This is a genomic window from Streptomyces sp. NPDC053431 (assembly GCF_044544925.1).
Classification (GTDB): Bacteria; Actinomycetota; Actinomycetes; order Streptomycetales; family Streptomycetaceae; genus Streptomyces.
In genome coordinates, this window is record NZ_JBITXX010000001.1 from 531950 (window position 1) to 556571 (window position 24622).

The following is a 24622-nucleotide window of genomic DNA, read 5'->3' on the forward strand; positions in this document are numbered from 1 at the left end:
GGGAGCATGACAGTCATGACGGCGTACGCGACCACCGAGCCGGACGTCCGGCGCCACGAGCTCGCCGCGTTCCTGCGCAGTCGCCGCGAGCGGATCAGCCCCGAGCAGGTCGGGCTGCCGCGCGGCCGGCGCCGCCGTACCCCCGGGCTGCGCCGCGAGGAGGTCGCCCAGCTCTCCGCCGTCGGCGTCACCTGGTACACGTGGCTGGAACAGGCCCGGCCCATCCAGGTCTCCCCGCAGGTCCTGGACGCGGTGGCCGCCGCGCTGCTGCTCGACCCCACCGAGCGCACCCACCTCTTCGCCCTCGCCGGACAGGCCGACCCGCACCCCGAGGCGGCCTGCCCGACCGTCACGCCCGCGCTGCGGCAGCTCCTCGACCAGCTGGAGCCGGTGCCCGCCGCCGTCCAGAACAGCCGCTACGACTTCCTCGCCCACAACCGCACCTTCGGGCGCCTCTTCTGCGACCTGGACGCGCTGCCCCGCGAGGACCGCAACAGCCTCTGGCTGGCCTTCACCAACGACGAGTTCCGCGCAGCCGTCACCGACCTCCCCGAGGTGCTCCGCTCGCTGGCCGGCAAGCTGCGCGCCGCCATGGCCGAGCACCTCGCCGAACCGGCCTGGAAGGCGCTCCTGAACCGGCTGCAGGAGGCGTCGCCGGAATTCCGCGAGATCTGGGCCCGGCACGACGTCGTCGACCAGTCCGGCCGTACGAAGCTCATCCGCAACCCCCACGTCGGGCTGCTGCGCCTCGAACACACCAACCTCTGGCTCGGCCCGCAGGCCGGACCGCGCCTGGTGACGTACGTACCGGTGGACGAGGCCTCGCGGGCGGGCGTCGAACGGCTGCAGGCGCTGATCCTGGCGGAGGAGGAGACGGCGGCGGCCCGGGAGGAGACGGCCCGGGAGGCCCGAGAGCCGGCTGTCCGGGAGCCGGCGGTCCGCCCCGAGGCCGCCCCGGTGGCAGCTCGGCGGAACGCGGTCCTCGTGACGTCGGGCCGAGCCGGATAGTACGGCCGAGCCGGATCGTACGGACGTCTGAGAAGTCGCGCCGTGCGCGACAATGGGCGAATGACCGCGTTCTCCCCCCTCGCCATCGGGCCGCACATCGTGCAGCCGCCGGTGGTGCTCGCGCCGATGGCCGGCATCACCAACGCCCCCTTCCGCACCCTCTGCCGTGAGTTCTCCGGAGGGAAGGGCCTGTTCGTCAGCGAGATGATCACGACGAGGGCGCTGGTCGAGCGCAACGAGAAGACCATGCAGCTCATCCGCTTCGACGAGACCGAGAAGCCGCGCTCGATCCAGCTGTACGGCGTGGACCCGGTGACCGTCGGCAAGGCCGTCCGCATGATCGTGGACGAGGACCTGGCCGACCACATCGACCTGAACTTCGGCTGCCCGGTCCCGAAGGTCACCCGCAAGGGAGGCGGCTCCGCCCTCCCGTACAAGCGGCCCCTGCTGCGCGCGATCCTGAACGAGGCCGTGACCAACGCGGGCGACCTGCCGGTCACGATGAAGATGCGCAAGGGCATCGACGACGACCACATCACCTATCTCGACGCCGGCCGGATCGCCGTCGAGGAGGGCGTCACCGCCATCGCCCTGCACGGCCGGACGGCCGCCCAGCACTACGGCGGCACCGCGGACTGGGACGCCATCGCGCGGCTCAAGGAGCACGTGCCGGAGATCCCGGTGCTCGGCAACGGCGACATCTGGTCGGCGGACGACGCGCTCCGGATGATGCGCGAGACCGGCTGCGACGGCGTCGTCGTGGGCCGCGGCTGTCTCGGCCGGCCCTGGCTCTTCGGCGACCTCGTGGCGGGCTTCGAGGGCACCGGCGCCTACGCGCAGCCCTCGCTCCGGGTGGTCGCGGACGCGATGGTCCGGCACGCCCGCCTGCTCGGCGAGTGGCTGGGCGACGAGTCGCGCGGCGTCATCGACTTCCGCAAGCACGTGGCCTGGTACCTCAAGGGCTTCTCGGTCGGCTCCGAGATGCGCAAGAAGCTCGCCGTCACGTCCTCGCTGGACGCCCTGCGCTCCGGCCTCGACGAGCTCGACCTCGACCAGCCCTGGCCGGCCGGCGCCGACGGCCCGCGCGGCCGTACGTCCGGGAACAACCGGGTCGTCCTGCCGGACGGCTGGCTCAAGGACCCGTACGACTGCGCCGGCGTCAGCGAGGACGCGGAGCTGGACACCTCGGGCGGCTGAGCCGCCGGTCCTCCCGGCGCCGCCTGCGGGCCCGGAACGGAAGGCCGGGCCCGGGCGCGTCCTGCGCACGCTTCTTGAATGCTCGGGCCCCCGGGGAGCCGCGCTCCGCCCCGGCCGGCCTGCCCCGCTCAGGTGAGCGGGCCGTGGAGGGCGTACCCGGGGACGCGCCGTGTCCCTCTCGTCGCCCCGGGCGACCACCGCCGTCCCGGGACCGGCGAAGAAGCGCCTCCCGGGTGGCACCCGGTGCACAAGATCGCCCGTGCGGACACAGCGTGACGTGCACGAATGGGCCGTCACCGCGCGCGAGAGGCCGGGAGGTCCCGCGGACGGTCCGGATCGTGGGAAACGGGCCGCTCGTACGGAGTGATTCTCGCCACCCTTGATCGGAGTACTGCTCAGATGAGCAGGTTTCCGACGCCTGTGGCGGTTGAATGATGGCACGGAGTGCCACCCGTTTTGTGTTCAAGAGTTGAACGCAGATACGGAATTGCGCGCTCATCTGAGCGCTCTGAGCCTACAATGAGTCAAATGAGCTTCGGGCCCTGAAAGCGGAAGCTACCCGTCAGTTACTTTCGAAGTGCTGGCGGACGGGTGGTTAAGACCGGGTGACCGCTAGGCGTACCTCCCCAGAAGCCTTCGATCTGGGTATGTTCCTCGCCGTCAGGGCAGCCAACCGAGTCGTCGAGGAGTCGGGACCCGTGTCGGAAAACAATGATCAGAAGTTCGTGTACGACTTCACCGAGGGCAACAAGGACCTCAAGGACCTTCTCGGTGGCAAGGGCGCGAACCTGGCCGAGATGACCAACCTCGGTCTCCCGGTTCCCCCCGGGTTCACGATCACGACCGAGGCGTGCAAGACCTACCTCGACAGCGGCTCCGAGCCGGTCGAGCTCCGCGACGAGGTCAGCGCGCACCTCGACGCCCTCGAGCAGAAGATGGGCAAGAAGCTCGGCCAGGCCGACAACCCGCTGCTCGTCTCCGTCCGCTCCGGCGCCAAGTTCTCGATGCCCGGCATGATGGACACCGTCCTGAACATCGGCCTTTCGGACAAGTCCGTCGAGGGTCTCGCCGCGCAGGCCGACAACGAGCGCTTCGCCTGGGACTCGTACCGCCGCCTCATCCAGATGTTCGGCAAGACCGTGCTCGGCGTGGACGGCGAGCTCTTCGAGGACGCCCTCGACGAGGCCAAGGCCGCCAAGAAGGTCACCAGCGACACCGACCTGGACGCCGCCGACCTGAAGAAGCTCGTCAAGCAGTTCAAGAAGATCGTCAAGTCCGCGACCGGCCGCGACTTCCCGCAGGACCCGCGCGAGCAGATGGACCTGGCCATCAAGGCCGTCTTCGACTCGTGGAACGGCGACCGCGCGAAGCTGTACCGCCGCCAGGAGCGCATCCCGCACGACCTCGGCACCGCCGTCAACGTCTGCTCCATGGTCTTCGGCAACCTCGGCCCGGACTCCGGCACCGGCGTCGCCTTCACCCGCGACCCCGCCTCCGGCCACCAGGGCGTCTACGGCGACTACCTGCAGAACGCGCAGGGCGAGGACGTCGTGGCCGGCATCCGCAACACCGTGCCGCTCGCCGAGCTCGAGTCGATCGACAAGACGTCGTACGACCAGCTCATGCAGATCATGGAGACGCTGGAGACCCACTACAAGGATCTCTGCGACATCGAGTTCACCATCGAGCGCGGCCAGCTCTGGATGCTCCAGACCCGGGTCGGCAAGCGCACCGCCGGTGCCGCCTTCCGCATCGCCACCCAGCTCGTGGACCAGGGCCTCATCGACGAGGCCGAGGCGCTGCAGCGGGTCAACGGCGCCCAGCTCGCCCAGCTGATGTTCCCCAAGTTCGACGAGAACGCCAAGGTCGAGCAGCTCGGCCGCGGCATCGCCGCCTCCCCGGGTGCCGCCGTCGGCAAGGCCGTCTTCGACTCGTACACGGCCGTCAAGTGGTCCCGCTCCGGCGAGAAGGTCATCCTCATCCGCCGTGAGACCAACCCGGACGACCTGGACGGCATGATCGCCGCCGAGGGCATCCTCACCTCCCGCGGCGGCAAGACCTCGCACGCCGCCGTCGTCGCCCGCGGCATGGGCAAGACCTGTGTCTGCGGCGCCGAGGAGCTCGAGGTCGACACCAAGCGCCGCCGCATGACCACCGCCTCCGGCGTGGTGATCGAGGAGGGCGACGTCGTCTCCATCGACGGCTCCACCGGCAAGGTCTACATCGGCGAGGTACCCGTCGTACCCTCCCCGGTCGTCGAGTACTTCGAGGGCCGGATGCACGCCGGCGCCGACGACGCCGACGAGCTGGTCCAGGCCGTGCACCGGATCATGGCCTACGCCGACCGCGTCCGCCGTCTGCGCGTGCGCGCCAACGCCGACAACGCCGAGGACGCCTCCCGGGCCCGCCGCTTCGGCGCCCAGGGCATCGGCCTGTGCCGCACCGAGCACATGTTCCTCGGCGAGCGCCGCCAGTACGTCGAGCGCCTGATCCTCGCCGACACCGACGAGGAGCGCGAGGAGTCGCTGAAGGCCCTCCTGCCGCTGCAGAAGCAGGACTTCGTCGAGCTCTTCGAGGCGATGGACGGCCTGCCGGTCACCGTGCGCCTGCTCGACCCGCCGCTGCACGAGTTCCTGCCCGACATCACCGAGCTGTCGGTGCGCGTCGCCCTCGCCGAGGCCCGCAAGGAGCCGCACGAGAACGACCTGCGCCTGCTCCAGGCCGTGCACCGGCTGCACGAGCAGAACCCGATGCTGGGTCTGCGCGGTGTGCGTCTCGGCCTGGTCATCCCCGGCCTGTTCACCATGCAGGTCCGGGCCATCGCCGAGGCCGCCGCCCAGCGCATCGACGCCAAGGGCGACCCGCGCGCCGAGATCATGATCCCGCTCGTCGGCACCGTCCAGGAGCTGGAGCTGGTCCGCGAGGAGGCCGAGGCGGTCATCGCCGAGGTCGTCGCGCAGACCGGCGTGGAGCTGAAGCTGGCCCTGGGCACCATGATCGAGCTGCCGCGCGCCGCCGTGACCGCCGGTCAGATCGCCGAGGCCGCCGAGTTCTTCTCCTTCGGCACCAACGACCTGACCCAGACGGTCTGGGGCTTCTCCCGCGACGACGTGGAGGCCAGCTTCTTCACCGCGTACCTGGAGAAGGGCATCTTCGGCGTCAGCCCCTTCGAGACCATCGACAAGGACGGCGTCGGCTCGCTGGTCCGCCAGGCCGTCGAGGCCGGCCGGGCCACCCGCCCGGACATCAAGCTCGGCGTCTGCGGCGAGCACGGCGGTGACCCCGAGTCGGTGCACTTCTTCCACGAGGTGGGCCTCGACTACGTCTCCTGCTCGCCGTTCCGGATCCCGGTGGCGCGCCTGGAGGCCGGCCGCGCGGCGGCCGAGTCGAAGGGCAGCGACAGCCGCTGACCCACCCGCCGGCCGCGCCGCTGACCATCGGTTCAGTAGCGAAGCCGTGCGAAGACCACCGGAGCCGTCGCTCGTCCCCGACCCTCAAACCGATGGGCGACGGCTCCGGTCTCCAGAAGAGACGGGGCGGACACCTTGTGCGGAGGTGTCCGCCCCCGTCGTATTTCGTCCACGCCAACCGTTGCGTGATCGTTGGGGAAATGTGAGTTCCTGTTCAACTGCCCACGATTATGCGCGTTGAATTATTGGGCGTTGAACTTTCCGCGCTTTCGCAAAGAATGAGACGGGCGCGACCCCCGGATCCCCACCCGGAGGCCGCGCCCATTGGGTTCGTCGGGCGGGTGAGCCGCAACCCTCGCCGACCGCCGCCGGACGCGACCAAGCCCCCCACGGTCTTCGCCGCGTCACCTCGGTCCTGAAGGTTTCCCGTCCGACAGGCACAGCTTTTCGGTTCCCGGCCGTTCGCCGCGAGGCTTTTCAAGTGTGGCTGAAACACCCTGGTAACGTGCAGTGATGCTGTGCATACTCGTCGTCGGGGGTGGTTGCGAGTGCACAGGTGGGGGTTCGGCATATGCTGCGGATTCATTTCACCGGAAACGACTTGGCCGGGGTGCGTATGGCTGCCCGGCCGGACGTTCTGTGGGAAACGATTCTGAGTTTTCATCGGTTAAGGGACCGGCGCGGCTCCGTCGTGTACGGAGAATGGCGCTCCGAGGCGCGCATACGCCTGGGGGCCGAGACCCGGCTGCTGGGCGCGCTCGTGCCGAGCCGCGGCTATTTCCCCGACTTCCTGACCCCGCCCCAGGGCATCCTCGGGCTCGACGAGGGACTGGACGCCGTCGGCGCCACGCCGCCCGGCCGGCTGCACACCGAACTGGCCCTGATCGGCGCCGCCCGCGCCGGGCGCCCCGCGGTCCCGGCAGCGCTGCGGGCCCTCGCCGACGGGGGCAGCAAGCCCCTCGGCCGGCTCCTCTCGGCCCTGCGCAGCTACCACCGGGCCGCCGTCGAGCCGTACTGGACCCACATCCAGGCCCAGGTCGAGGCCGACCGGGCGCGCCGCGGCCGGGCCCTGCTGGACGGGGGAGCGGACGAACTCCTCGCCTCCCTGCCGCCGATGCTGCGCTGGCGCAGCCCCGTCCTGGAGGCGGACTACCCGGTCGACCGGGACGTCCACCTCGACGGGCGCGGGCTGCTGCTCCAGCCGTCCTGGTTCTGCCGCGGCACCGCGGTCGTGCTGCGCGACCCGGAGCTGCCGCCGGTGCTCGTCTACCCGATCACCCACTGCGAGCCGCCGACCGTCCGCGCCCCGGGCCTGCCCTCGCTGGCCAAACTGGTCGGGCACACCCGCTCCGCGGTCCTCAGTGCCATCGGCGACGGCGGCACCACGAGCGAACTGGCCCGCAGGGCGGGGGTCTCCCTCGCCTCCGCGAGCCAGCACGCCGGGGTCCTGCGCGAGGCCGGCCTGGTCGCCACGCTGCGGCACGGCAACGCGGTCCTGCACACGCTGACGCCGCTGGGCGCCGCCCTCCTGGGAGGCGGCGGCGCCCACGGCCGGACGGGGACCCGGTGCTACGCCCGGAACGGGCCGGTCACCTCGTAGGTGATCCCGCCCGAGGAGCTGCCGCTGGTGCCGCGCTGGCTGGAGAAGTACAGCCGGGTGCCGTCGGGGGAGAAGGCCGGTCCGGTGATCTCGGAGCCGGACTGGCCGGTGATCCGGAGGAACGGCGCCACGACGTCGTCCGGCGTGATGACGCAGATCTCCATGTTGCCGCCGTCCTCGGCGACGAACAGGTCGCCCGAGGACGAGCCGGTGACGTTGTCGACCCCCGTGAGCGGGGCGCCGCCGCCGACCACCAGCGAGTCGTCGTAGGCGAGCTCGTACGTGCCGGCGGCCAGGTCGAGCTGCCAGACCCGGTTGTCGCCCTTGGTGGTGAACCAGACGGTGTCGTTCGCGTAGTGGCAGCCCTCGCCGCCGTTGAAGCGCTTGGCGCCGGAGACCTGGTTGCGGGTGGCGGTCGGCGCGCCGTCCGGGTCCGGGACGGTCTGCCAGGTGAAGGTGCCGGAGGTGGCGGTGCCGGCCTTGAGCACCTGCAGGGTGCCGGAGGAGAGGTTGCCCCAGGTGGTGGGCAGGAAGCGGTAGAAGCAGCCGTCCGTCTCGTCCTCGGTGAGGTAGATCGCGTGGCGCACCGGGTCGGCGGCGGCCGCCTCGTGCTTGAACCTGCCCAGGGCGTCCCGGCGGACGGCCGCGTTCACGCCGTACGGGTCGGTCTCGTAGACGTACCCGAGGCTGACCTCCTCGCAGGACAGCCAGGTGTTCCACGGGGTCTTGCCGCCGGCGCAGTTCTGCCGGGTGTTGGAGAGGATCCGGTACGCGCCGGTGACGGTGCCGGCCGAGTCGAACCGCACGGCGCTCGCGCCGCCGCTCGGGTTGATCTCCGAGTTGGACACGTAGATCCAGCCCGTGCCGTCGGGGAAGCAGGCGCCGCCGTCGGGGGCGCTGTGCCAGGTGTACGAGGTCCCCGCGACCGTCTGGGAGGACCGGGCGACGACCCGGCTGGTGAACCCGGCGGGCAGCTGGATGCCGTTCGCGTCCGCGGCGCCGAGCGCCCCGTACGGGCCGGCGCCGGGCTGGGCGGGCGCGGCGAGTGCCGTGCCGCCCCAGAGGCTGCCGCCGAAGGCGGCGGCCGACGTACCGATGACCGCTCCCCGCAGGAAACTGCGTCGCTCCACGTCTCACTCCTGTTGAAGGTGTGAAGGGCCCCGCCGCGCCGGTCGGCGGCGGGGTCGCGCGGTCCTGGAATCTAGAAGTCCGGAGTTGACCGGGCGTCAACGGGCGGTGACGGGCGGACGACGGACGGTGGGCGGGGGCGGGCGCCGGGAGCGTGGGGGCTGGGTGGCGGGCTCGGCGGTGGGACCTTCGGCTCTGGCCCGCCGGCCCCCCGCTCCGGCAGTCTGGGGGTATGTGCGCCACCCGTGCCCCGCGTGACATCGGCTCCCGTGACGACCTCGAGGTGCTGCTGCGGCGCTTCTACGAGGCGGCCTTCGCCGATCCGCTCATCGGGCCCTTCTTCACCGAGGTCGCCGGTACGGACCTGGAGGCCCACCTGCCGAGGATCGCCGACTTCTGGGAGCGGGCCCTCCTGCGGGGCGCCGAGTACCGGCGGGACGCCTTCGCGCCGCACGCCGCGCTGCACGCCGCGCGGCCGCTCACCGCCGCCCACTTCGGGCGCTGGACGCAGCTGTGGCGCGCCTCCGTCGACGGGCTCCACGAGGGGCCGCTGGCCGAGCGGGCCAAGGCGCAGGGCGAGCGGATCGCCCTGTCCATGCTGCGGCGCCTCGAAGGGCGGGACGTGTCCACCGACGCCCCGGAGGGACAGGGCGGCTTCGTGCCGCTGGCGGCCCTCGGGCTGCGGTCGGCGGCCTGAGCGGAAAAGATTTTCGAGGAGAGTGCCGAGACACCGATGAGTTCCGGCGGGCCCGCCCGTCTCAACTCCCGGAAGCGCCGACACGGCCCCTACGGAAGAGAGCGTGACACCATGGCCCCGCAGATGATCTTCGTGAACCTCCCGGTGAAGGACCTCGACGCGAGCAAGGCCTTCTACGAGCGGCTCGGCTACTCGATCAACCCGCAGTTCTCGGACGAGACCGCCGCCTGCGTGGTCATCAGCGAGACGATCTACGCGATGCTGCTCACCGAGGAGAAGTTCCGGAGCTTCACCGCGCCCGGCAAGGAGATCGCCGACGCCACCAAGACCACCGAGGTGCTCGTCACGCTGAGCGCGGAGAGCCGCGAGAAGGTCGACGAGCTCGCGGACCGGGCGCTGGCCGCCGGCGGCGGCCCGGCGAAGGAGCCGATGGAGCTGGGCTTCATGTACGGGCGTTCCTTCGCCGACCCGGACGGCCACCACTGGGAGGTCTTCTGGATGGACGTGTCCGCCGCCCAGGGTGCGCAGGGCGCCCAGGGCTGACCGCCCGCCCGCCGGCCCAGGGCTGACCGCGCTGCCGCCGGCCCGGGGCTGACCGCCCGCCCGCCGGGAGCCGTCAGGCCGAGACGCCGCCGTCGATCACCAGGTCGGTACCGACGGCGGAGCCGGCCGCGTCCGAGGCGAGGTAGAGCACCGCGGCCGCGATCTCGGCCGCCGAGGAGATCCGCCCGAGCGGCGACTCCTCCTTCATCCGCACCGCACGGTCGGCCTCCGTCTCGCCCGGCCGCAGCGACATCGAGGACTCCGCGGCCCCCGGGCTCACCGCGTTGATCCGGATCCCGTCGGCGACGTGGTCGAGGGCGGCGGCCCGGGTGATCGCGGAGACGGCCGCCTTGGAGACCTGGTAGCCGAAGAGGCCCGGCACGCGCACGTGGGCGCCGAGGTTGGACGCGATGTTCACGATCGCCCCGCCGCCGTGCGCGCGCATGTGGGCGATCTCCGCCTGCAGCGCGTGCAGCACGCCGGTGACGTTGATGTCGAGCAGCGTCCGCCAGTCCTCCAGCGGGAAGTCCCCGGCGAGGTGGCCGCCGCGGAACACCCCGGCGTTGTTGACGGCGACGTCGAGCCCTCCGAAGGCCGCCACCGTGTCCCGTACGAGCCGCCGGGTGTCCTCGGCGACGGCGACGTCCGCCGTGAACGCGCGGGCGGTGCCGCCCGCGGCCTCGATCAGCGCCACCGTCTCGTCGAGCGGGGCGGCGGCGCGGCCGGCGACCGCCACCCGCGCGCCCTCGGCGGCGAAGGCGAGCGCGATCGCCCGGCCGAGCCCGGAGCCGGCTCCGGTGACGAGGACGGCGCGGTCGGTGAAGCGGGGGAACGACATGATCGGTTCTCCTGAGTTTTTTTGACCGTACGTTCTAGTATGAGGTCCGGGAAAAGGGGCGCCCGAAGGCGCCCCTTTGACCGGGTGCGTCAGTCCAGCAGGGCCAGCGCCTGCTCCGCCGCGTCCCGCACGCGGGCCGGGTCGCTGGACGCCTTGCCCACCACCCGCAGCCCCTGTAGCAGCACGAGCAGCATCCGGGCCAGGGCCCGCGGATCGCGGTCCGCCGGCAGCTCGCCCTGCGCCCGGGCCCGGCTGAGCGCGCTGTGCAGCAGGGTCTCGACCTGCTCCCAGCTGAGCTCCACCCGGCGGGCCACCGCCGCGTCGTGCGGGGCGAGTTCGGCCGCCGAGTTGGTGACCAGGCAGCCGCACTGGCGGAGGCCGTCGGTCCCCGCCTCCGCCGCGAACCGGCGTACCAGCGCGCGCACGGCCGGCAGGGCCGGGCCCGGCGCGGACAGCTCCGCCATGATCCGCGGGTCGCGGGTCTCCAGATAGCGCTCCAGGGCCTTCAGGTACAGCTCGTGCTTGCTGCCGAAGGTCGCGTAGAGGCTGGCGCGGCCGATGCCGAGGTGCGCGACGAGGTCCGACATCGTCGTCGCCTCGTAGCCGCGCGCCCAGAACAGCTCGAGCGCTGCCTGGAGCGCGGCGTCGGGATCGAATTCCTTGGTCCTGGCCACGCGTTGACCGTACGCCTGTCTGGAACGCTCGGTCAAGATCGGCCGGTCACACCGTCCGCACCGGGTACACCGCCACCGTCACCTCGTCGTCGTCCAGGCACCGCCCCGTCTCCAGGTCGAAGCGCTGCTTCAGGAGCGGCGAGGCCACGAACACGCGCCCGCCCGCCGAGCCGATCAGGCCCCGGGACAGCACCTGCGCCCCGGTGAACGGGTCACGGTTGTCGATCGCGTACGTCCGGCCCGCGCGGTCCTTGAAGACCGCGGCCTGCCGGCCGTCCGGCAGCAGCGCCGCCAGGCCACGCCCCGGGGTGAGACGCGACTCCTCGCAGACCGTCAGCCAGGAGTCTTCGGCGGGGGAGAGTTCGAGGGTCGTCATCGGGAGGAGGCTCCTTCCAGGGTGCCGATCGTGAGGATCTGGAGGTCCGGCTTGATCTGGTCGCGCTCCGGCACGAACCGCACCGACGGGTCCGGCGTCTCCGGCGCGTTGACGAAGGACACGAAGCGGCGCAGCCGGTCCGGGTCGTCCAGGGTCTCGGCCCACTCGTCCCGGTAGTCGGCGACGTGCGCCGCCATCAGCGCCTCCAGCTCGTCGCACAGGCCCAGCGAGTCGTGCACCACGACGTCCCGCAGGTGGGCGAGGCCGCCCTCCAGGCGCTCCAGCCACACGGAGGTGCGCTCCAGCCGGTCCGCGGTGCGGATGTAGAACATCAGGAACCGGTCGATCAGGCGCACCAGTTCCGCGTCCGACAGGTCCTGGGCGAGCAGGTCGGCGTGGCGCGGGGTCGCGCCGCCGTTGCCGCCGACGTACAGGTTCCAGCCGCCGGCGGTGGCGATCACCCCGAAGTCCTTCGACTGGGCCTCCGCGCACTCCCGGGCGCAGCCCGAGACCGCCGACTTCAGCTTGTGCGGGGCGCGCAGCCCGCGGTAGCGCAGCTCCAGCTGGATCGCCATCTTCACCGAGTCCTGCACGCCGTAGCGGCACCAGGTCTGCCCCACACAGGACTTCACCGTGCGCAGCGCCTTGCCGTACGCGTGCCCGGACTCGAAGCCGGCGTCGACCAGCCGCGTCCAGATCGAGGGGAGCTGGTCCACCCGGGCGCCGAAGAGGTCGATCCGCTGACCGCCGGTGATCTTCGTGTAGAGGCCGAAGTCGCGGGCCACCTCGCCGATCACGATCAGCTTCTCGGGGGTGATCTCACCGCCCGGGATGCGCGGCACCACCGAATACGAGCCGTTGCGCTGGAGGTTGGCCAGGTGGTGGTCGTTGGTGTCCTGCAGCGCCGCCTGCTCGCCGTCCAGGATGTAGCCGCCCAGGCCGATCGCGGGCGCGAGGCTGGCCAGGATGGATCCGACGGTCGGCTTGCAGATCTCGCAGCCGTCACCGCCCTTCGCCTCCTCCCGGCCGTGCGAGTCGAGCAGGGCGGCGAAGGAGGTCAGCCGCAGCGTGCGGGCGATCTCGTAGAGCTCGCTGCGGGTGTACGAGAAGCAGCCGCAGAGCCCTTTGTCGGTGGGCGCCGGCAGCAGCTTCTCGATCACCTTCACGCAACTGCCGCAGCCCGTCCCGGCCTTGGTGCACTTCTTCACCTCGGACAGCGAGCCGCACTGGGTGATCGCGTGCTTGGTGACGTTGTGGCAGGAGCAGATCACCGCGTCGTCCGGCAGCGCGGACGGGCCGAGCGCGACCGGCGCGCCGACACCCGCCGGGAGCACCAGCTGCTCGGGCGAGACCGGCGGCTTGGAGCCGGTCAGCGGGCGCAGCAGGCCGTAGGACTCGGCGTCGCCGACCAGGACGCCGCCGAGCAGCGTGCCCTCGCCGTCGACGACCAGCTTCTTGTAGATCCCGGAGCGCGAGTCGGAGTAGACGACGTCCAGACAGCCCTCGGCGGTGCCGTGCGCGTCACCGAAGGAGGCGACGTCGACGCCGAGCAGCTTCAGCTTGGTCGACAGGTCGGCTCCGGTGAAGCCCGTGGTGCTCTCCTCGGCGATGGTCGCCGCCGCCGTCTGCGCCATCTCGTAACCCGGCGCCACCAGGCCGTACACCCGGCCGTCGGAGGCCAGCGCGCACTCGCCGATCGCGAACACCGCCGGGTCGGAGGTCCGGCACAGCTCGTCCACCGCGATGCCGCCGCGCTCGCCGACCTCCAGGCCGCAGTCGCGGGCCAGCTGGTCGCGGGGGCGGACGCCCGCCGAGAACACCACCATCTCCGTGGCCAGTTCGGAGCCGTCCGACAGACGCATGCCCGTGACCGCGCCGTCCTCGGTGACGATCTCCTGGGTGCCCGTGCCGGTGTGGACGGTCAGCCCCATCTGCTCGATGGTGCGCAGCAGGGCCGCGCCGCCGCCCTCGTCGACCTGCACCGGCATCAGCCGGGGCGCGAACTCCACGATGTGCGTGTCGAGTCCGAGGCCCTTGAGCGCGCCGGCCGCCTCCAGGCCGAGCAGGCCGCCGCCGACGACCGCGCCGGTCGTCCGGCCCTTCGCGTACTCCTCGATCGCGAGCAGGTCCTCGATCGTCCGGTAGACGAAGCAGCCGTGGGCGTCCTTGCCGGGCACCGGCGGTACGAAGGGGAAGGAGCCGGTGGCGAGGACGAGGGTGTCGTACGCGAAGACCTGCCCGGACCGGGCGGTGACGGTGCGGGCCGCCCGGTCGACGGCGACCGCCGGGTCGTCGGTGTGGAGCTCGATGCCGTGCTTCTCCATGAATCCGTCCTCGACCATGGACAGGTCGTCGGGGGTCTTCCCGGAGAAGTAGGAGGTCAGCTGGACGCGGTCGTAGGCGGGGCGGGGCTCCTCGCAGAGCACCACGATCCGGGCCCGCGTCGTCACGCCCCGGTCCGCGAGCGCCTCCAGGAACCGCTGGCCGACCATGCCGTGGCCGACCAGGACGATGGTGGGGGTGGGGGGAGGGGTCGTCATGTCAGGAGCCTCCGTCGTGGGTGAGCAGGTGCAGCAGGGGGGCGTCGGGCAGGGCCTCGTCGCCCTCCCAGGCCCGGGCGAGCGTGCCGACCGCGGCGAGATCGCCGAGGAGCACGCCGCCGACGAGCCGGTCGCCACGGACGACGACCTTCCGGTAGGCCCGCCGGGTCGCGTCCGTGAGCTGCACGACGTCGTCGCCGGGGGCCGGGGTGGTCTCGCCGAACGCCGCCAGGTCCAGCGACTCGGGGCCGCCGAGGGTGAGCCGGGTGAGCGCCCGGGTGCCGGTGTAGCGGGGGCGGTCCGCGGGGGCGGGGCCGCCGGTCCGCTCGGCGCCGAGCAGATCGGCCAGGACGTCGGCCTGGTCGAGCGCGGGCCCGGCCAGGCCGTACACGCGCCCGGCGTGCTCGGCGCAGTCGCCGATCGCGTGGATGTGCGGGTCCGAGGTGCGCAGCTCGTCATCGACCACGACCCCGGTGCGGATGTCCAGACCGGCCTCGCGGGCCAGCGCCACGCGGGGGCGGACCCCGCAGGCCAGGACGACGACCTGCGCGTCGAGGACGAAGCCGTCGGCGAGCTCGACCGCGGTGACGGCGCCGTCCCGCTGCCGCAGACCGCTCACCCGGCACTCGGTGTGCACCTCGACGCCCAGTTCCTCCATGTGCGTCCGGAGCAGGGCCGAGGAGTCCTCGTCGAGCTGGCGCTCCATGAGGCGCTCGCCCTGCTGCGTGAGCATCACCTCGGCGCCGAGCGCCGCGAGCGCCCGGGCCGCCGAGACGCCGAGGAGGCCGCCGCCGATGACGACCGCCCGCACCCCGGGCCGTACCAGCTCCCGCAGGGCCAGGCAGTCGTCGAGGGTGCGGAAGGGGTGGACCCCGGAGGGCAGCTCCGCCCCGCGCAGTCCGCGCAGCGGCGGCAGCACCGGCGCCGAACCGGTCGCGAGGACCAGTCGGTCGTAGGGCACCAGGGAGCCGTCCGCGCACTCCACCGTGCGGGCCGCGCGGTCGATCCGCACCGCCCGCGCGCCGAGCCGGGCCGGCTCACGCGCCTCGGGCAGCGCGATGACCTCGGGGCCGTAACGGCCGGCGAGGACGTCCGCGAGCAGCAGCCGGTTGTACGGCGTGTGCGGCTCCTCGCCGAGGAGGGTGACCGGCAGGCGCTGGGCGAGCCGGGCGCCCGCCGTTCCGCCCCCGACCACCACGATCCGTGTACTCATACCCGGAAGCGTGCGCGGCGGGTGTTACCCGACGGGATCCCGGCTGTTTCCCGTACGGAACGCTGACCTCACCGTAGACGGGCCGCGCTGTGAGGCCTCGTCCGGCGGTATACGGGAGGGCCCCGGCCGGCGGGGCGGCCGCGCGAGACCCCCGGTCGGCGGTGTGCGCGAGGCCCCGGCCGGCGCGTAGGGCCCGGGGCGGCAAGCTCAGACGTAGCTCAAGACTCCCGGGATCGATGGCTGACGCACGCACCCGGGCTCTAGGCTCACGGCATGCCTGACATATCCCTGACCACTCTCGCTCTGCTCTGCCTCGCGGCCCTGGCCGCCGGCTGGATCGACGCCGTGGTCGGGGGTGGCGGACTGCTCCTGCTGCCCGCGCTGCTGCTCGGCCTGCCGCACCTGCCGGCCGCGCAGATCCTCGGCACCAACAAGGCCGTCGCCATCGTCGGCACCTCCGGCGCGGCCGTCACCTATGTGCGCAAGGCGCCCGTCCAGGTCGGCACGGCGGTGCGCATCGGGCTCGCGGCGCTTGCCGGCTCGATGGGCGGCGCCTTCTTCGCCGCCGGGATCAGCAGCGAGGTGCTGCGCCCGGTGATCATGGTCGTGCTGCTCGGGGTCGCCGGCTTCGTCATGTTCCGGCCGTCCTTCGGCACCCGCCCCGAGGGCGCGGAGCGGCCGGCGCTCACCCGGGCCCGGGTCGTCACCGCGATCGTGGTGGTCGGCGGCGGGATCGGCTTCTACGACGGTCTCTTCGGGCCGGGCACCGGCACCTTCCTCGTGCTCGCCCTGACCGCCGTGCTCCACCTGGACCTGGTGACGGCCTCCGCCACCGCGAAGATCGTCAACGTCTGCACCAACGCGGGCGCGCTCGCGATGTTCGCCTACCAGGGGCACGTGATGTGGCTGCTCGCCGCGGTCATGGCGGTCTTCAACCTGGCCGGCGGCATGGTCGGCGCGCGGATGGCGCTGCGGAAGGGCTCCGAGTTCGTGCGCGGGGTGCTGCTCGTGGTCGTCTTCTCGCTGGTCGCGAAGCTCGCCTTCGACCAGTGGGCGTGACGGCGGGCCGGCGCGCCCGCTACCTCACCCCGATGAGGTGCCCGAAGGCGACGACGTTGCCCTGGTAGCCGCCGGACTGCCGGGAGAAGGCGCCGCCGCAGGTGATCACCCGGATCTCGGCCCGGTCGGCCTCCCCGTACACCTTGGCGTCGGGGAAGCGGTCCTTGGCGTAGACCTCGATCGCGTCGATCGTGAACACGGCGGTACGGCCGTCCTTTCGGTCCACCTCGATCCGGTGCCCCTTCTTCAGGGCGCCCAGCGCGTAGAAGACGGCAGGTCCCCGCGCGTTGTCGACGTGGCCCGCGACGATCGCGGTGCCCTTCGCGCCGGGCGTGGTGCCGTTCCCGTACCACCCGGCCAGATTGCGGTCGGCGGCCGGCGGCACCTCCAGCGAGCCGTCCGGGGCGAGCCCGAGGTCCGTCAGGGGCGCGTCCACGTCGATCTCGGGGATGCGCAGCCGCAGCGGGGCGGAGGGCGACAGCGGGTCGGCGGCGGCGTCGGTGTGGACGCTCGGCCCGGCGGCGAAGGCCTGGGCGGCCGAGGGCACGGGCGGGGTGACCTCGCCGGAGCCGTCATGGATCATCCAGAGGCCCGCGCAGGCCGCGGCGGCTATGCCCCAGCCCTTCCTGCTGTTGCTCACGGACGTCATCCCTCCGGGTGTGGTCCTGCCCCCGCCGGGCCGTCAGCGGGCGCGCGGCGGGGGCAGGACGCGGGCGGTACCGTCAGCCGTCCTGCGCGCCGCTCGCCCGGCGCCGCAGGAGCCAGGTGCCGCCGACGGCGGCCGCGGCCAGCACCGCCACGCCCGCCGTGACCTGGGCGGTGTCGGGGCCCACACTGCCGCCGACACCGGTTTGCACATGGCCGCTGGGGCTCTTGTGCCGGACGACGAGGTCACCGCGGGCCGTCCTGCCGTTGTCGCAGGCGACACTGATCCCGTAGGTACCCGCCTTGACGTGGTGCGGCACCGTGAACTGGCCGACCACGACCTCCTTGTGGGTGCTGGGGTGGAGCTGGAACTCGCCCGCGCCGAGCGAGTTCGCGTCGCCCACGCCGTGGCCGTGGGAGCCGCAGGCGAGGGTGTTCACGGTGACCGTGGTGCCAGGGTCGGCCGAGGAGGGGAAGATCTCCAGTGCCTGGGAGCCGTGTCCGGAGCTGTTGCCGTGTCCGTCGTTGTCGCCGTGTCCTTCGGTCGCGAGCGCCGCGGGAGCGGCGAAGGCGCCGAGCGCGACGATCGTGAGCGCGGTACCGGTGAGCAGTCGGGCGGGGTTGCGGCGCATGGGGTCCTCCGGGGCGCGCGGACGTCTGAGCCGGAAGCGGGACGTTCTTCCGTAGGACCGAGATAAATGCGTGGCCCGGCCCGCCGCCTGCTGATGGAGGATCAGAATTACTCCGTCCGATACGGCGCGTCGGCTGGATTCCGGACGTTCTCGCAGGTCGGGCCGCATTTCTCGGCGTCAGCTGACGGTCCGTGCCGAACGGGTGACCGCCCCCGCCGTCGGGGGACGGTCAGATCGCCTCCCAGGGCGTCTCCTCGTACGCCGCGTACACCCGCTCCATCAGCTCCTCGTCGACCACGAGCTCGACGTCGTCGATCAGGGAGACCGGGGAGATGCCGCGCGAGTTCGCCACGAAGGCCGAGCGGAAGGACGGCACGTCCGCCAGGGCCACCCGGCGGGTCACGGACGGCAGCCGCGGGGCGAGCAGCCCCATGGTGATGCCGGCGAGGCAGGGCGCCGACGGCCAGATCACCGAAGTGCCGTCCCAGAAGGCGATGTTGGTCACCGCGCCCTCGGCGATCTCGGCGTCCGGGCCGCCGGTGAGCAGGGCCTCGTCGAAGCCCGCCCGGCGGGCCGCGTCCCCGTGGAAGGCCTGGCCGAAGCCGCCCAGGTGCTTGATGTGGGCGGCCGGGCGCCAGTACGGGACAGACTTCAGCGACCAGGGCGCCCGGTCGTCCGGGAACGGGGCCCGTACGGTCACGAGCGTGCGGGCGCCCTCGTACACGTACACCCGCGCGGACGCGTCCCGCCGGCCCGCCGCCGCGAGCGCCCCGGCGAGCTGCCGGCGGACCCGGTCGGCCTCCAGGGGCCGGCCGAACAGCTCGCGGGTGGCCCGGTCGAGCCGGTCCAGGTGCAGGCCGAGGCCCCGCACCCGCCCGTCGCGCACCTGCATCGCGGTGAAGTGCCCGTAGCCGCTCATCACGGTCGCGAGGAGCTCCGGGTCGGCGACGGGGACGCCGTCGACCTCGATGTGCAGGGCGGGGACCGTCTCTTCGGGCTTCTGGTCAGGCGTGGTCATGGGGTCCACCGTATGCCCGCGGATCCGGGCTTGACCTCGACCAAGGTCGAGGTACCACCATCCTCGCCATGGACATCACGAACCCGCTCCGTCTCGCCGTCATCGTCGCCAGCAACCGCGAGGGCCGCTTCGGTCCCGTCGTCGCCGACTGGTTCACCGCCCGCACCGCCGAACGCGACGACTTCACCACCCAGGTCGTCGACCTCGCCGACGTCGACCTGCCCACCGCCCTCTCGCACCGGCCCGGCCCCGCCGTCCGGGCCGAACTCGCCAAGGTCAGCCCGGTCCTGGCCGAGGCGGACGCCTTCGTCGTGCTCACCCCCGAGTACAACCACTCCTTCCCCGCCGCCCTCAAGTCCCTGATCGACTGGCACTTCACCGAATGGCAGGCCAAGCCCGTCGGCTTCGTCTCCTACGGCGGCATCTCCGGCGGCCTGCGCGCCGTCGAGCAGCTCCGCCAGGTCTTCGCCGAGATGCACGCCGTCACCGTCCGCGACACCGTCTCCTTCCACCTGGCCCACGGCCTGTTCGACGAGGACGGCACGCCGAAGGACCCCACCGGGCCCGACACCGCCGCCAAGACCATGCTCGACCAGCTCGGCTGGTGGGCCCGCGCGCTCAAGGACGCCAAGTCGGTGCGTCCGTACGCCGGCTGACGGCTCCACGAGGTGACGGGCGGGCGCATCCCCGACGGGGCGCGTCCCCCGGCGGGGCGCCTCCCCGACGGGGCCGCGCGCGGCCGGCCGGCGGCACCGCCGCCGCCGACGTCGGCCCCGGCGCGGCGCGCGAGACGAGGGGCGCACGCCCGGCTGCACGCGGCCCGGTTCGCCCGTACGGTGGAGGCGTGATCGTCACCGTCCGCACCACCACCGACGCGCGCGCGAAGGCCGACGCCCTGGCGCGCGGCGCCGTCGAGGCCCGGCTCGCCGCCTGCGCGCAGATCTCGGGGCCCGTCACCTCCGTGTACCACTGGCAGGGCGCGATCGAGACCGCCGAGGAGTGGGAGGTGGTGCTCAAGACCACCGAGGCCCGCTACACGGCCCTGGAGGCGCACCTGCTCGCCGCCCACGACTACGAGACGCCCGAGATCCTCGCCACCCGGGTGGCCCGGGTCAGCGCGGACTACGCCCGCTGGGTCGAGCGGGAGACCACGCCGGTCCCGGAGCTCGAGGGGCCGGCCGACGAGGAGCTGCCGTTCTTCATGTACGGGACGCTGCGCCCGGGCGCGTACAACCACGACCGGTTCCTCGCCGGCCGCATCGGCATGGAGGCGGAGGCCGTGATGCACGGCGCGGTCCTGTACGACGGGCCGGGCTACCCGTACGCCGTTCCGGCGGACGGGGGCCAGGTGGTCGGCACCCTGCTGACGCCCGCGCCCGGCGCGTACGGCGAACTGTTCGGGCTGCTCGACCGGCTGGAGCTGCCCGTCGGGTACGAGCGGGTGGCCAGGGACGTCGTACGGCTACGGGACGGGGCGCGGGTCTCCGCCTGGGTGTTCCTGGCGGGACCGGACGCGCCCCTCGGCCCGGTCATCGAGAGCGGCGACTGGTTCAGCCGGCCGTAGCCGGTGTCCCGGCGGGCCTGCCCGCCGGCTCCAGGCGGACCGCGCACACCTTGAACTCCGGCATCCGCGAGACCGGGTCGAGCGCCGCGTTCGTCAGGGTGTTGGCCCGGCCCTCGCCCGGCCAGTGGAAGGGCATGAAGACGGTGTCCGGGCGGATCGCGGTCGTGACCCGGGCCGGCGCCACCGCCCGGCCGCGCCGCGACACCACCGCCACGGGCTCGCCGTCCGCGACCCCGATCCGCTCGGCGAGCCGGGGATGGAGCTCCACGAAGGAGCCGGGCGCGGCCGCGTTCAGCTCGGCGACCCGCCGGGTCTGCGCCCCCGACTGGTACTGCGAGACCACCCGTCCGGTCGTCAGCACCACCGGGTACTCGGCGTCGGTCTCCTCCGCCGCCGCCCGGTGCACGACCGGCACGAACCGGGCCCGTCCGTCGGGCGTGGCGAAGCGGTCGAGGAAGAGGCGCGGGGTGCCGGGGTCGCTCTCGTCGGCGCAGGGCCAGTACACGCCCTGTTCCTCCTCGATCCGCCGGTAGCTGATGCCCGCGTAGTCCGCCGGGCCGCCCGCCGAGGCGCGCCGCAGTTCCTCGAAGACCTCCTCGGGGTCGGTCGGGAAGCCCTTCTCCCGGCCGAGCAGCGCCGCGAGCCCGTGCATCACCTCCAGGTCGCTGCGGACCCCCGGCGGCGGCGTGAGGGCCTTGCGGCGCAGCAGCACCCGGCCCTCCAGGTTGGTGGTGGTGCCGGTCTCCTCGGCCCACTGGGTCACCGGCAGGACCACGTCGGCGAGTTCGGCGGTCTCGGAGAGGACGACGTCGGCGACGGCCAGGAAGTCCAGGGAGCGGATCCGCTCCTCGACGTGTGCGGCGCGCGGCGCCGACACGACCGGGTTGGAGCCCATGAGCAGCAGCGCCTTCACGTCGCCGCCGAGGGCGTCGAGCAGCTCGTACGCGCTCCGCCCGGGGCCGGGCAGGGTGTCGGGGTCGACGCCCCACACCCCGGCGACGTGCGCGCGGGCGGCCGGGTCGTCGAGCTTGCGGTAGCCGGGGAGCTGGTCGGCCTTCTGGCCGTGCTCGCGGCCGCCCTGCCCGTTGCCCTGGCCGGTGAGGCAGCCGTAGCCGCTGAGCGGCCGGCCGGCCTTTCCGGTGGCCAGGCACAGGTTGATCCAGGCGCCGACGGTGTCGGTGCCCTTGGACTGCTGTTCCGGGCCGCGGGCCGTGAGCACCATGCCGCTCTCCGCCTCGGCGAACATGCGGACCGCCTCGCGCAGCCGCGGCACGGCGACGCCGGTGATCCGCTCCACGTGCTCGGGCCAGTGGGACATGGCCCCGGCCCGGGCGCCCTCCCAGCCGGTGGTCCGCTCGCGGACGAAGTCCTCGTCGACCCGGCCCTCGGCGACCACGAGGTGCAGCATCCCGAGGGCGAGCGCCAGGTCGGTCCCGGGGCGCGGGGCGAGGTGCAGGTCGGCCTGCTCGGCGGTGCGGGTGCGGCGCGGGTCGACGACGATCAGCTTGCCGCCGTTCTCCTTGAGCTCGGTGAGGTAGCGCAGGGCGGGGGGCATGGTCTCGGCGAGGTTGGAGCCGACCAGGATGACGCAGCCGGTCCGCGGGATGTCCTCCAGCGGGAAGGGGAGTCCCCGGTCGAGGCCGAAGGCCCGCTGGTGGGCGGCCGCGGCGGAGGACATGCAGAAGCGCCCGTTGTAGTCGATCTGCGAGGTGCCGAGCACGAGCCGGGCGAACTTTCCGAGCGTGTAGGCCTTCTCGTTGGTGAGGCCGCCGCCGCCGAAGACCCCCACGGCATCGGCACCGTGGTCGGCGCGGGTCCGGCGCAGCCCGTCGGCGACGGCGGCGAGTGCCTCCTCCCAGGTGGCGGGCTTCAGCACCCCTGTGTCAGGGCAACGGACCAGGGGCTCGGTGAGCCTGACCCGGGAGGAGAGCACGGCCGGGGCGGTGCGGCCCTTGCCGCACAGCGCGCCCCGGTTGACGGGGAAGTCGGGCCGGTCGACCACCTCGACGGGGAGCTCCCCGGTGCCCCCGGCGCGCAGGTTCATGCCGCACTGGAGGGCGCAGTAGGGACAGTGCGTGGGAACGGTGGTGACCTCTGACATGACCCGAGGATGCGACGGGCGTGTTACGGGCGGGGTCGTGCCGCATTACGGGGAGGATGCCCTGCGCTCAGATCAACGGTCCGCGCCGGGTGAGGCGAGCGCCTTCGTCACGCCGTCCTCGCGGGCGCCGAGGAAGTGCGGGTCGGGGCGCAGGGCCGCGTCGAGGGCGGCCTTCCCGGCGGCCGCGAGCTCCCGGGTGGTGCCGTAGTACCAGGTGGCGTCGTGGGGTTCGCCGACCCCGACGCCGTACGAGTCCACGCCCGCCGCCCCGCACAGGGCGACGGCCCGCTTGATGTGGAAGTCCTGGGTGACGAGGACGGCCCGGTCCACCCCGAAGATCTTCTTGGCGCGGACGCAGGAGTCCCAGGTGTCGAAGCCCGCGTAGTCGCTGACGACCCGGCCTTCGGGCACCCCGCGCTGCGCGAGGTACGTCCGCATCGCGCTGGGCTCGTCGTACTCGGTGCGGCTGTTGTCGCCGGTGACGAGCAGGACCTTGACCTTGCCCGTGCGGTAGAGCTCGGCGGCGGCGTCGAGGCGGTGCGCCAGGTACGGGGTGGGACGGCCCTTCCAGAGGCCGGCGCCGAACACGACCGCGACGTCCTGGGCGGGCACGTCGGCCGTGGTGCGCAGCCGGTCGTCGGCGCTGAGGTGCATCCAGGTGGCGGGGGCGAGGGCGAGGACGGCGCCCAGCATGACGGCCTGGACGGCGCGGCGGCGGCCCCGGGTGGTGCGGGGGAGGCGGGGCAGGCGGACGCCGCGCATCAGGTGGACCTCCGTGGTCGGGAAGGAGTGGTCACTCCGTTCGACGCTGTTCGGCGGCCTTCGGTTCGCTCGTGGCCCGGTCCGTTCCGTACAGCAGTGCGGACAGGGCCATGCCGAGCAGCATGCCGAGGAGCTGGGCGGCGGCGAAGGCGGGCACGGAGCCGGGCGCGATGCCGGTGAAGGAGTCGGAGAAGGCGCGGCCGAGGGTGGCGGCCGGATTGGCGAAGGAGCCGGAGGAGGTGAACCAGATCGCCGCGCCGATGTAGCCGGCGACGGCCACCGGGGCGAGCGAGGGGCGGCCGATGCGGCCCAGGCCCTGCACGACGAGGACGAGCCCGGCGGTGGCGACCGCCTCGCCGAGCAGCAGGTGCAGCTCGGCCCGCTGCTCGGTGGCGAGCGCCGCGCCGGGCGCCCGCCCGAACATCGCCTCGGCGAGCAGCGCGCCCGCGACGGCGCCGCCGAGCTGGGCGCCGATGTAGGCGACGGCCTCGCGCCCGCGCCCCGCCGAGCGGCGGGACCACCACTCGGAGAGGGTGACGACCGGGTTGAAGTGGGCGCCGGACAGCGGGCCGATGAGGGCGATGAGCAGGCCGAGACCGATGGCGGAGGCGGCGGCGTTGGCGAGCAGCCGGACGCCGATGTCCTGGCTGAGGGAGTCGGCACGGATGCCGGAACCGACGATGACGGCGACCAGGGCGGCGGTGCCGGTGAACTCGGCGAGCGCGCGCCGGGGGAGCGGCGCAGGGGACATTCTCATAGTGGAAAAGATATTCCGTGATTCGGAACGAAAAAAGAGGGGAGGGGAGGGATGAGACATCCGTACGATCCGTGGGTGATCGACAAAGCCACCCTCCTCGCGGCAGCAGTCCGCAACAACGCCGACTGGTGCGACACCATGTGCCGCGCCCACGGCCTGCCCGGCTCCTTCGGCCCCCGCGCCTGGACCAACCCGCGGCGCACCCCGCTCTACTACCCGGACGCGGTCAGCCTCTCGGAGGACGCCGAGGTCGGGGACGTCCTGGCCGGCGTCGACCGGTCCGCCGGAGCCTCCGTCAAGGACAGCCACGCCCGCCTCGATCTGGCGGCCGAAGGCTTCCGACCGCTCTTCGAGGCCCGGTGGATCCACCGCCCGGCCGGTCTCCCCGGCCGCCCCGTCACCGCCGGCTTCCGCCCGGTCACCAGCCCCGCCGAACTCGCGGCCTGGGCCCTCGCCTGGAGCGGCGGCGACGCCGAGGAGGCGGAGCTCTTCCGCCCCGGACTCCTCGCCGACCCGACGACCACGATCGTCGCGGGCCACGACGGGGACGGCCGGATCCTCGGCGGTGCCGTCCTCACCGAGTCCGCCGGCGTCACCGGCGTCTCCAACCTGTTCACCGCCGACGGGGTCCCCGCCTCCTACGCCTGGTCCGGCGCCCTCGCCGCGGCCGCCCCCGGCCTCCCCGTCGTCGGCTACGAGTCGGGCGACGACCTCGACGCGGCCCTGGCCGAGGGCTTCGAGGCGATCGGGCACCTGCGGGTCTGGCTCGCCGTCTGACACGAGCGGCCCGGCCCGCCGTGAGGCCACGGCAAACACCCGTGACCCAAGCGAAACGGCCAGGCAACGTGACCCCGGCAGGA

General features: G+C 73.0%; 22 protein-coding genes. 10 read left to right on the forward strand and 12 right to left on the reverse strand.

What is annotated here, in order from left to right; all coding sequences use genetic code 11:
• The first annotated feature begins 6 nt into the window (after nucleotides 1-6).
• The 4 genes from ACIGXE_RS02270 to ACIGXE_RS02285 all read left to right on the forward strand — a co-directional run bounded on the left by ACIGXE_RS02270 (nucleotide 7) and on the right by ACIGXE_RS02285 (nucleotide 7215).
• Nucleotides 7-1008 carry a helix-turn-helix domain-containing protein gene (locus tag ACIGXE_RS02270; RefSeq protein ID WP_399741706.1) on the forward strand — a complete coding sequence of 334 codons (1002 nt, stop codon included), beginning with the start codon at nucleotides 7-9 and terminating at the stop codon, nucleotides 1006-1008.
• Between the two features lie 60 nt (nucleotides 1009-1068).
• The gene (gene dusB / locus ACIGXE_RS02275) at nucleotides 1069-2205 is read left to right on the forward strand and encodes a tRNA dihydrouridine synthase DusB (RefSeq protein WP_399741709.1); all 1137 of its coding nucleotides are present in this window, start codon (nucleotides 1069-1071) and stop codon (nucleotides 2203-2205) included.
• Nucleotides 2206-2903: 698 nt separating this feature from the next.
• Entirely contained in the window at nucleotides 2904-5615 is a 2712-nt protein-coding gene (gene ppdK, locus ACIGXE_RS02280) for a pyruvate, phosphate dikinase (RefSeq protein WP_399741711.1), read from the forward strand.
• Between the two features lie 571 nt (nucleotides 5616-6186).
• Nucleotides 6187-7215 (forward strand): ArsR/SmtB family transcription factor, encoded by a 1029-nt coding sequence (locus ACIGXE_RS02285; RefSeq protein ID WP_399741714.1) that lies wholly within the window; start codon nucleotides 6187-6189, stop codon nucleotides 7213-7215.
• Here the strand turns inward: ACIGXE_RS02285 and ACIGXE_RS02290 are convergent.
• Nucleotides 7185-8345 carry an alkaline phosphatase PhoX gene (locus ACIGXE_RS02290; protein ID WP_399741717.1) on the reverse strand — a complete coding sequence of 387 codons (1161 nt, stop codon included), beginning with the start codon at nucleotides 8343-8345 and terminating at the stop codon, nucleotides 7185-7187. The genes ACIGXE_RS02285 and ACIGXE_RS02290 overlap by 31 nt on opposite strands.
• Nucleotides 8346-8575: 230 nt before the next feature.
• On the opposite strand from ACIGXE_RS02290, the gene ACIGXE_RS02295 reads away from it, so the two are divergent.
• Together ACIGXE_RS02295 and ACIGXE_RS02300 are read left to right on the forward strand one after the other, a co-directional pair.
• Nucleotides 8576-9040, forward strand: a complete 465-nt coding sequence (locus tag ACIGXE_RS02295) for a group III truncated hemoglobin (protein WP_399741720.1) — start codon at nucleotides 8576-8578, stop codon at nucleotides 9038-9040.
• Nucleotides 9041-9151: 111 nt separating this feature from the next.
• Nucleotides 9152-9583, forward strand: coding sequence for a VOC family protein (locus ACIGXE_RS02300; RefSeq protein WP_399741723.1), 432 nt, complete (start codon nucleotides 9152-9154; stop codon nucleotides 9581-9583).
• Nucleotides 9584-9656: 73 nt separating this feature from the next.
• On the opposite strand, the gene ACIGXE_RS02305 is transcribed toward ACIGXE_RS02300, so the two are convergent.
• The 5 genes from ACIGXE_RS02305 to ACIGXE_RS02325 form a co-directional block, all read right to left on the reverse strand.
• Nucleotides 9657-10421 (reverse strand): SDR family NAD(P)-dependent oxidoreductase, encoded by a 765-nt coding sequence (locus ACIGXE_RS02305; protein ID WP_399741726.1) that lies wholly within the window; start codon nucleotides 10419-10421, stop codon nucleotides 9657-9659.
• A gap of 89 nt (nucleotides 10422-10510) precedes the next feature.
• Nucleotides 10511-11095: a TetR/AcrR family transcriptional regulator gene (locus ACIGXE_RS02310; protein WP_399741729.1), complete on the reverse strand. Its 585-nt coding sequence runs from the start codon at nucleotides 11093-11095 to the stop codon at nucleotides 10511-10513.
• Nucleotides 11096-11141: 46 nt separating this feature from the next.
• Nucleotides 11142-11471, reverse strand: coding sequence for a nitrite reductase small subunit NirD (gene nirD, locus ACIGXE_RS02315; protein WP_399741732.1), 330 nt, complete (start codon nucleotides 11469-11471; stop codon nucleotides 11142-11144).
• Nucleotides 11468-14011: a nitrite reductase large subunit NirB gene (gene nirB / locus ACIGXE_RS02320; RefSeq protein WP_399741735.1), complete on the reverse strand. Its 2544-nt coding sequence runs from the start codon at nucleotides 14009-14011 to the stop codon at nucleotides 11468-11470. The genes nirD and nirB overlap by 4 nt, the downstream gene beginning before the upstream one ends.
• 1 nt (nucleotide 14012) lies before the next feature.
• Nucleotides 14013-15224 (reverse strand): NAD(P)/FAD-dependent oxidoreductase, encoded by a 1212-nt coding sequence (locus ACIGXE_RS02325; RefSeq protein WP_399741738.1) that lies wholly within the window; start codon nucleotides 15222-15224, stop codon nucleotides 14013-14015.
• A gap of 273 nt (nucleotides 15225-15497) precedes the next feature.
• Between ACIGXE_RS02325 and ACIGXE_RS02330 the strand changes: the two genes are divergently transcribed.
• Complete coding sequence (locus ACIGXE_RS02330) at nucleotides 15498-16283, forward strand: sulfite exporter TauE/SafE family protein (protein WP_399741740.1); 786 nt, start codon at nucleotides 15498-15500, stop codon at nucleotides 16281-16283.
• A 19-nt stretch (nucleotides 16284-16302) separates the two neighbouring features.
• On the opposite strand, the gene ACIGXE_RS02335 is transcribed toward ACIGXE_RS02330, so the two are convergent.
• From ACIGXE_RS02335 to ACIGXE_RS02345, 3 genes are all read right to left on the reverse strand, one after another.
• Entirely contained in the window at nucleotides 16303-16932 is a 630-nt protein-coding gene (locus ACIGXE_RS02335; RefSeq protein WP_399741743.1) for a class F sortase, read from the reverse strand.
• Nucleotides 16933-17005: 73 nt separating this feature from the next.
• Nucleotides 17006-17560 carry a hypothetical protein gene (locus ACIGXE_RS02340; protein ID WP_399741746.1) on the reverse strand — a complete coding sequence of 185 codons (555 nt, stop codon included), beginning with the start codon at nucleotides 17558-17560 and terminating at the stop codon, nucleotides 17006-17008.
• A gap of 229 nt (nucleotides 17561-17789) precedes the next feature.
• The gene (locus ACIGXE_RS02345) at nucleotides 17790-18578 is read right to left on the reverse strand and encodes an aminotransferase class IV (RefSeq protein WP_399741749.1); all 789 of its coding nucleotides are present in this window, start codon (nucleotides 18576-18578) and stop codon (nucleotides 17790-17792) included.
• A gap of 68 nt (nucleotides 18579-18646) precedes the next feature.
• On the opposite strand from ACIGXE_RS02345, the gene ACIGXE_RS02350 reads away from it, so the two are divergent.
• Both ACIGXE_RS02350 and cutA read left to right on the forward strand, forming a co-directional pair.
• Nucleotides 18647-19234, forward strand: coding sequence for an NADPH-dependent FMN reductase (locus ACIGXE_RS02350; protein ID WP_399741753.1), 588 nt, complete (start codon nucleotides 18647-18649; stop codon nucleotides 19232-19234).
• 188 nt (nucleotides 19235-19422) lie between these two features.
• Nucleotides 19423-20142, forward strand: coding sequence for a divalent cation tolerance protein CutA (cutA, locus tag ACIGXE_RS02355; RefSeq protein WP_399741756.1), 720 nt, complete (start codon nucleotides 19423-19425; stop codon nucleotides 20140-20142).
• On the opposite strand, the gene ACIGXE_RS02360 is transcribed toward cutA, so the two are convergent.
• The 3 genes from ACIGXE_RS02360 to ACIGXE_RS02370 all read right to left on the reverse strand — a co-directional run bounded on the left by ACIGXE_RS02360 (nucleotide 20129) and on the right by ACIGXE_RS02370 (nucleotide 23762).
• Complete coding sequence (locus ACIGXE_RS02360; RefSeq protein WP_399741759.1) at nucleotides 20129-22243, reverse strand: molybdopterin oxidoreductase family protein; 2115 nt, start codon at nucleotides 22241-22243, stop codon at nucleotides 20129-20131. The genes cutA and ACIGXE_RS02360 overlap by 14 nt on opposite strands.
• A gap of 72 nt (nucleotides 22244-22315) precedes the next feature.
• Complete coding sequence (locus tag ACIGXE_RS02365; protein WP_399741762.1) at nucleotides 22316-23005, reverse strand: vancomycin high temperature exclusion protein; 690 nt, start codon at nucleotides 23003-23005, stop codon at nucleotides 22316-22318.
• A 31-nt stretch (nucleotides 23006-23036) separates the two neighbouring features.
• Nucleotides 23037-23762, reverse strand: coding sequence for an aquaporin (locus tag ACIGXE_RS02370; RefSeq protein WP_399741765.1), 726 nt, complete (start codon nucleotides 23760-23762; stop codon nucleotides 23037-23039).
• A gap of 75 nt (nucleotides 23763-23837) precedes the next feature.
• On the opposite strand from ACIGXE_RS02370, the gene ACIGXE_RS02375 reads away from it, so the two are divergent.
• Complete coding sequence (locus ACIGXE_RS02375; RefSeq protein WP_399741768.1) at nucleotides 23838-24539, forward strand: hypothetical protein; 702 nt, start codon at nucleotides 23838-23840, stop codon at nucleotides 24537-24539.
• The last annotated feature ends 83 nt before the right edge of the window (nucleotides 24540-24622 follow it).

What these genes read in the sequence shown, in the direction of transcription:
- ACIGXE_RS02270 (WP_399741706.1), top strand. Translation starts at nt 7, where the DNA reads ATGACAGTCATGACGGCGTACGCGACCACCGAGCCGGACGTCCGGCGC.
- dusB (WP_399741709.1), top strand. Translation starts at nt 1,069, where the DNA reads ATGACCGCGTTCTCCCCCCTCGCCATCGGGCCGCACATCGTGCAGCCG.
- ACIGXE_RS02285 (WP_399741714.1), top strand. Translation starts at nt 6,187, where the DNA reads ATGCTGCGGATTCATTTCACCGGAAACGACTTGGCCGGGGTGCGTATG.
- ACIGXE_RS02295 (WP_399741720.1), top strand. Translation starts at nt 8,576, where the DNA reads ATGTGCGCCACCCGTGCCCCGCGTGACATCGGCTCCCGTGACGACCTC.
- ACIGXE_RS02300 (WP_399741723.1), top strand. Translation starts at nt 9,152, where the DNA reads ATGGCCCCGCAGATGATCTTCGTGAACCTCCCGGTGAAGGACCTCGAC.
- ACIGXE_RS02305 (WP_399741726.1), bottom strand. Translation starts at nt 10,421, where the DNA reads ATGTCGTTCCCCCGCTTCACCGACCGCGCCGTCCTCGTCACCGGAGCC.
- nirD (WP_399741732.1), bottom strand. Translation starts at nt 11,471, where the DNA reads ATGACGACCCTCGAACTCTCCCCCGCCGAAGACTCCTGGCTGACGGTC.
- nirB (WP_399741735.1), bottom strand. Translation starts at nt 14,011, where the DNA reads ATGACGACCCCTCCCCCCACCCCCACCATCGTCCTGGTCGGCCACGGC.
- ACIGXE_RS02325 (WP_399741738.1), bottom strand. Translation starts at nt 15,224, where the DNA reads ATGAGTACACGGATCGTGGTGGTCGGGGGCGGAACGGCGGGCGCCCGG.
- ACIGXE_RS02330 (WP_399741740.1), top strand. Translation starts at nt 15,498, where the DNA reads ATGCCTGACATATCCCTGACCACTCTCGCTCTGCTCTGCCTCGCGGCC.
- ACIGXE_RS02335 (WP_399741743.1), bottom strand. Translation starts at nt 16,932, where the DNA reads ATGACGTCCGTGAGCAACAGCAGGAAGGGCTGGGGCATAGCCGCCGCG.
- ACIGXE_RS02340 (WP_399741746.1), bottom strand. Translation starts at nt 17,560, where the DNA reads ATGCGCCGCAACCCCGCCCGACTGCTCACCGGTACCGCGCTCACGATC.
- ACIGXE_RS02345 (WP_399741749.1), bottom strand. Translation starts at nt 18,578, where the DNA reads ATGACCACGCCTGACCAGAAGCCCGAAGAGACGGTCCCCGCCCTGCAC.
- ACIGXE_RS02350 (WP_399741753.1), top strand. Translation starts at nt 18,647, where the DNA reads ATGGACATCACGAACCCGCTCCGTCTCGCCGTCATCGTCGCCAGCAAC.
- ACIGXE_RS02360 (WP_399741759.1), bottom strand. Translation starts at nt 22,243, where the DNA reads ATGTCAGAGGTCACCACCGTTCCCACGCACTGTCCCTACTGCGCCCTC.
- ACIGXE_RS02365 (WP_399741762.1), bottom strand. Translation starts at nt 23,005, where the DNA reads ATGCGCGGCGTCCGCCTGCCCCGCCTCCCCCGCACCACCCGGGGCCGC.
- ACIGXE_RS02370 (WP_399741765.1), bottom strand. Translation starts at nt 23,762, where the DNA reads ATGAGAATGTCCCCTGCGCCGCTCCCCCGGCGCGCGCTCGCCGAGTTC.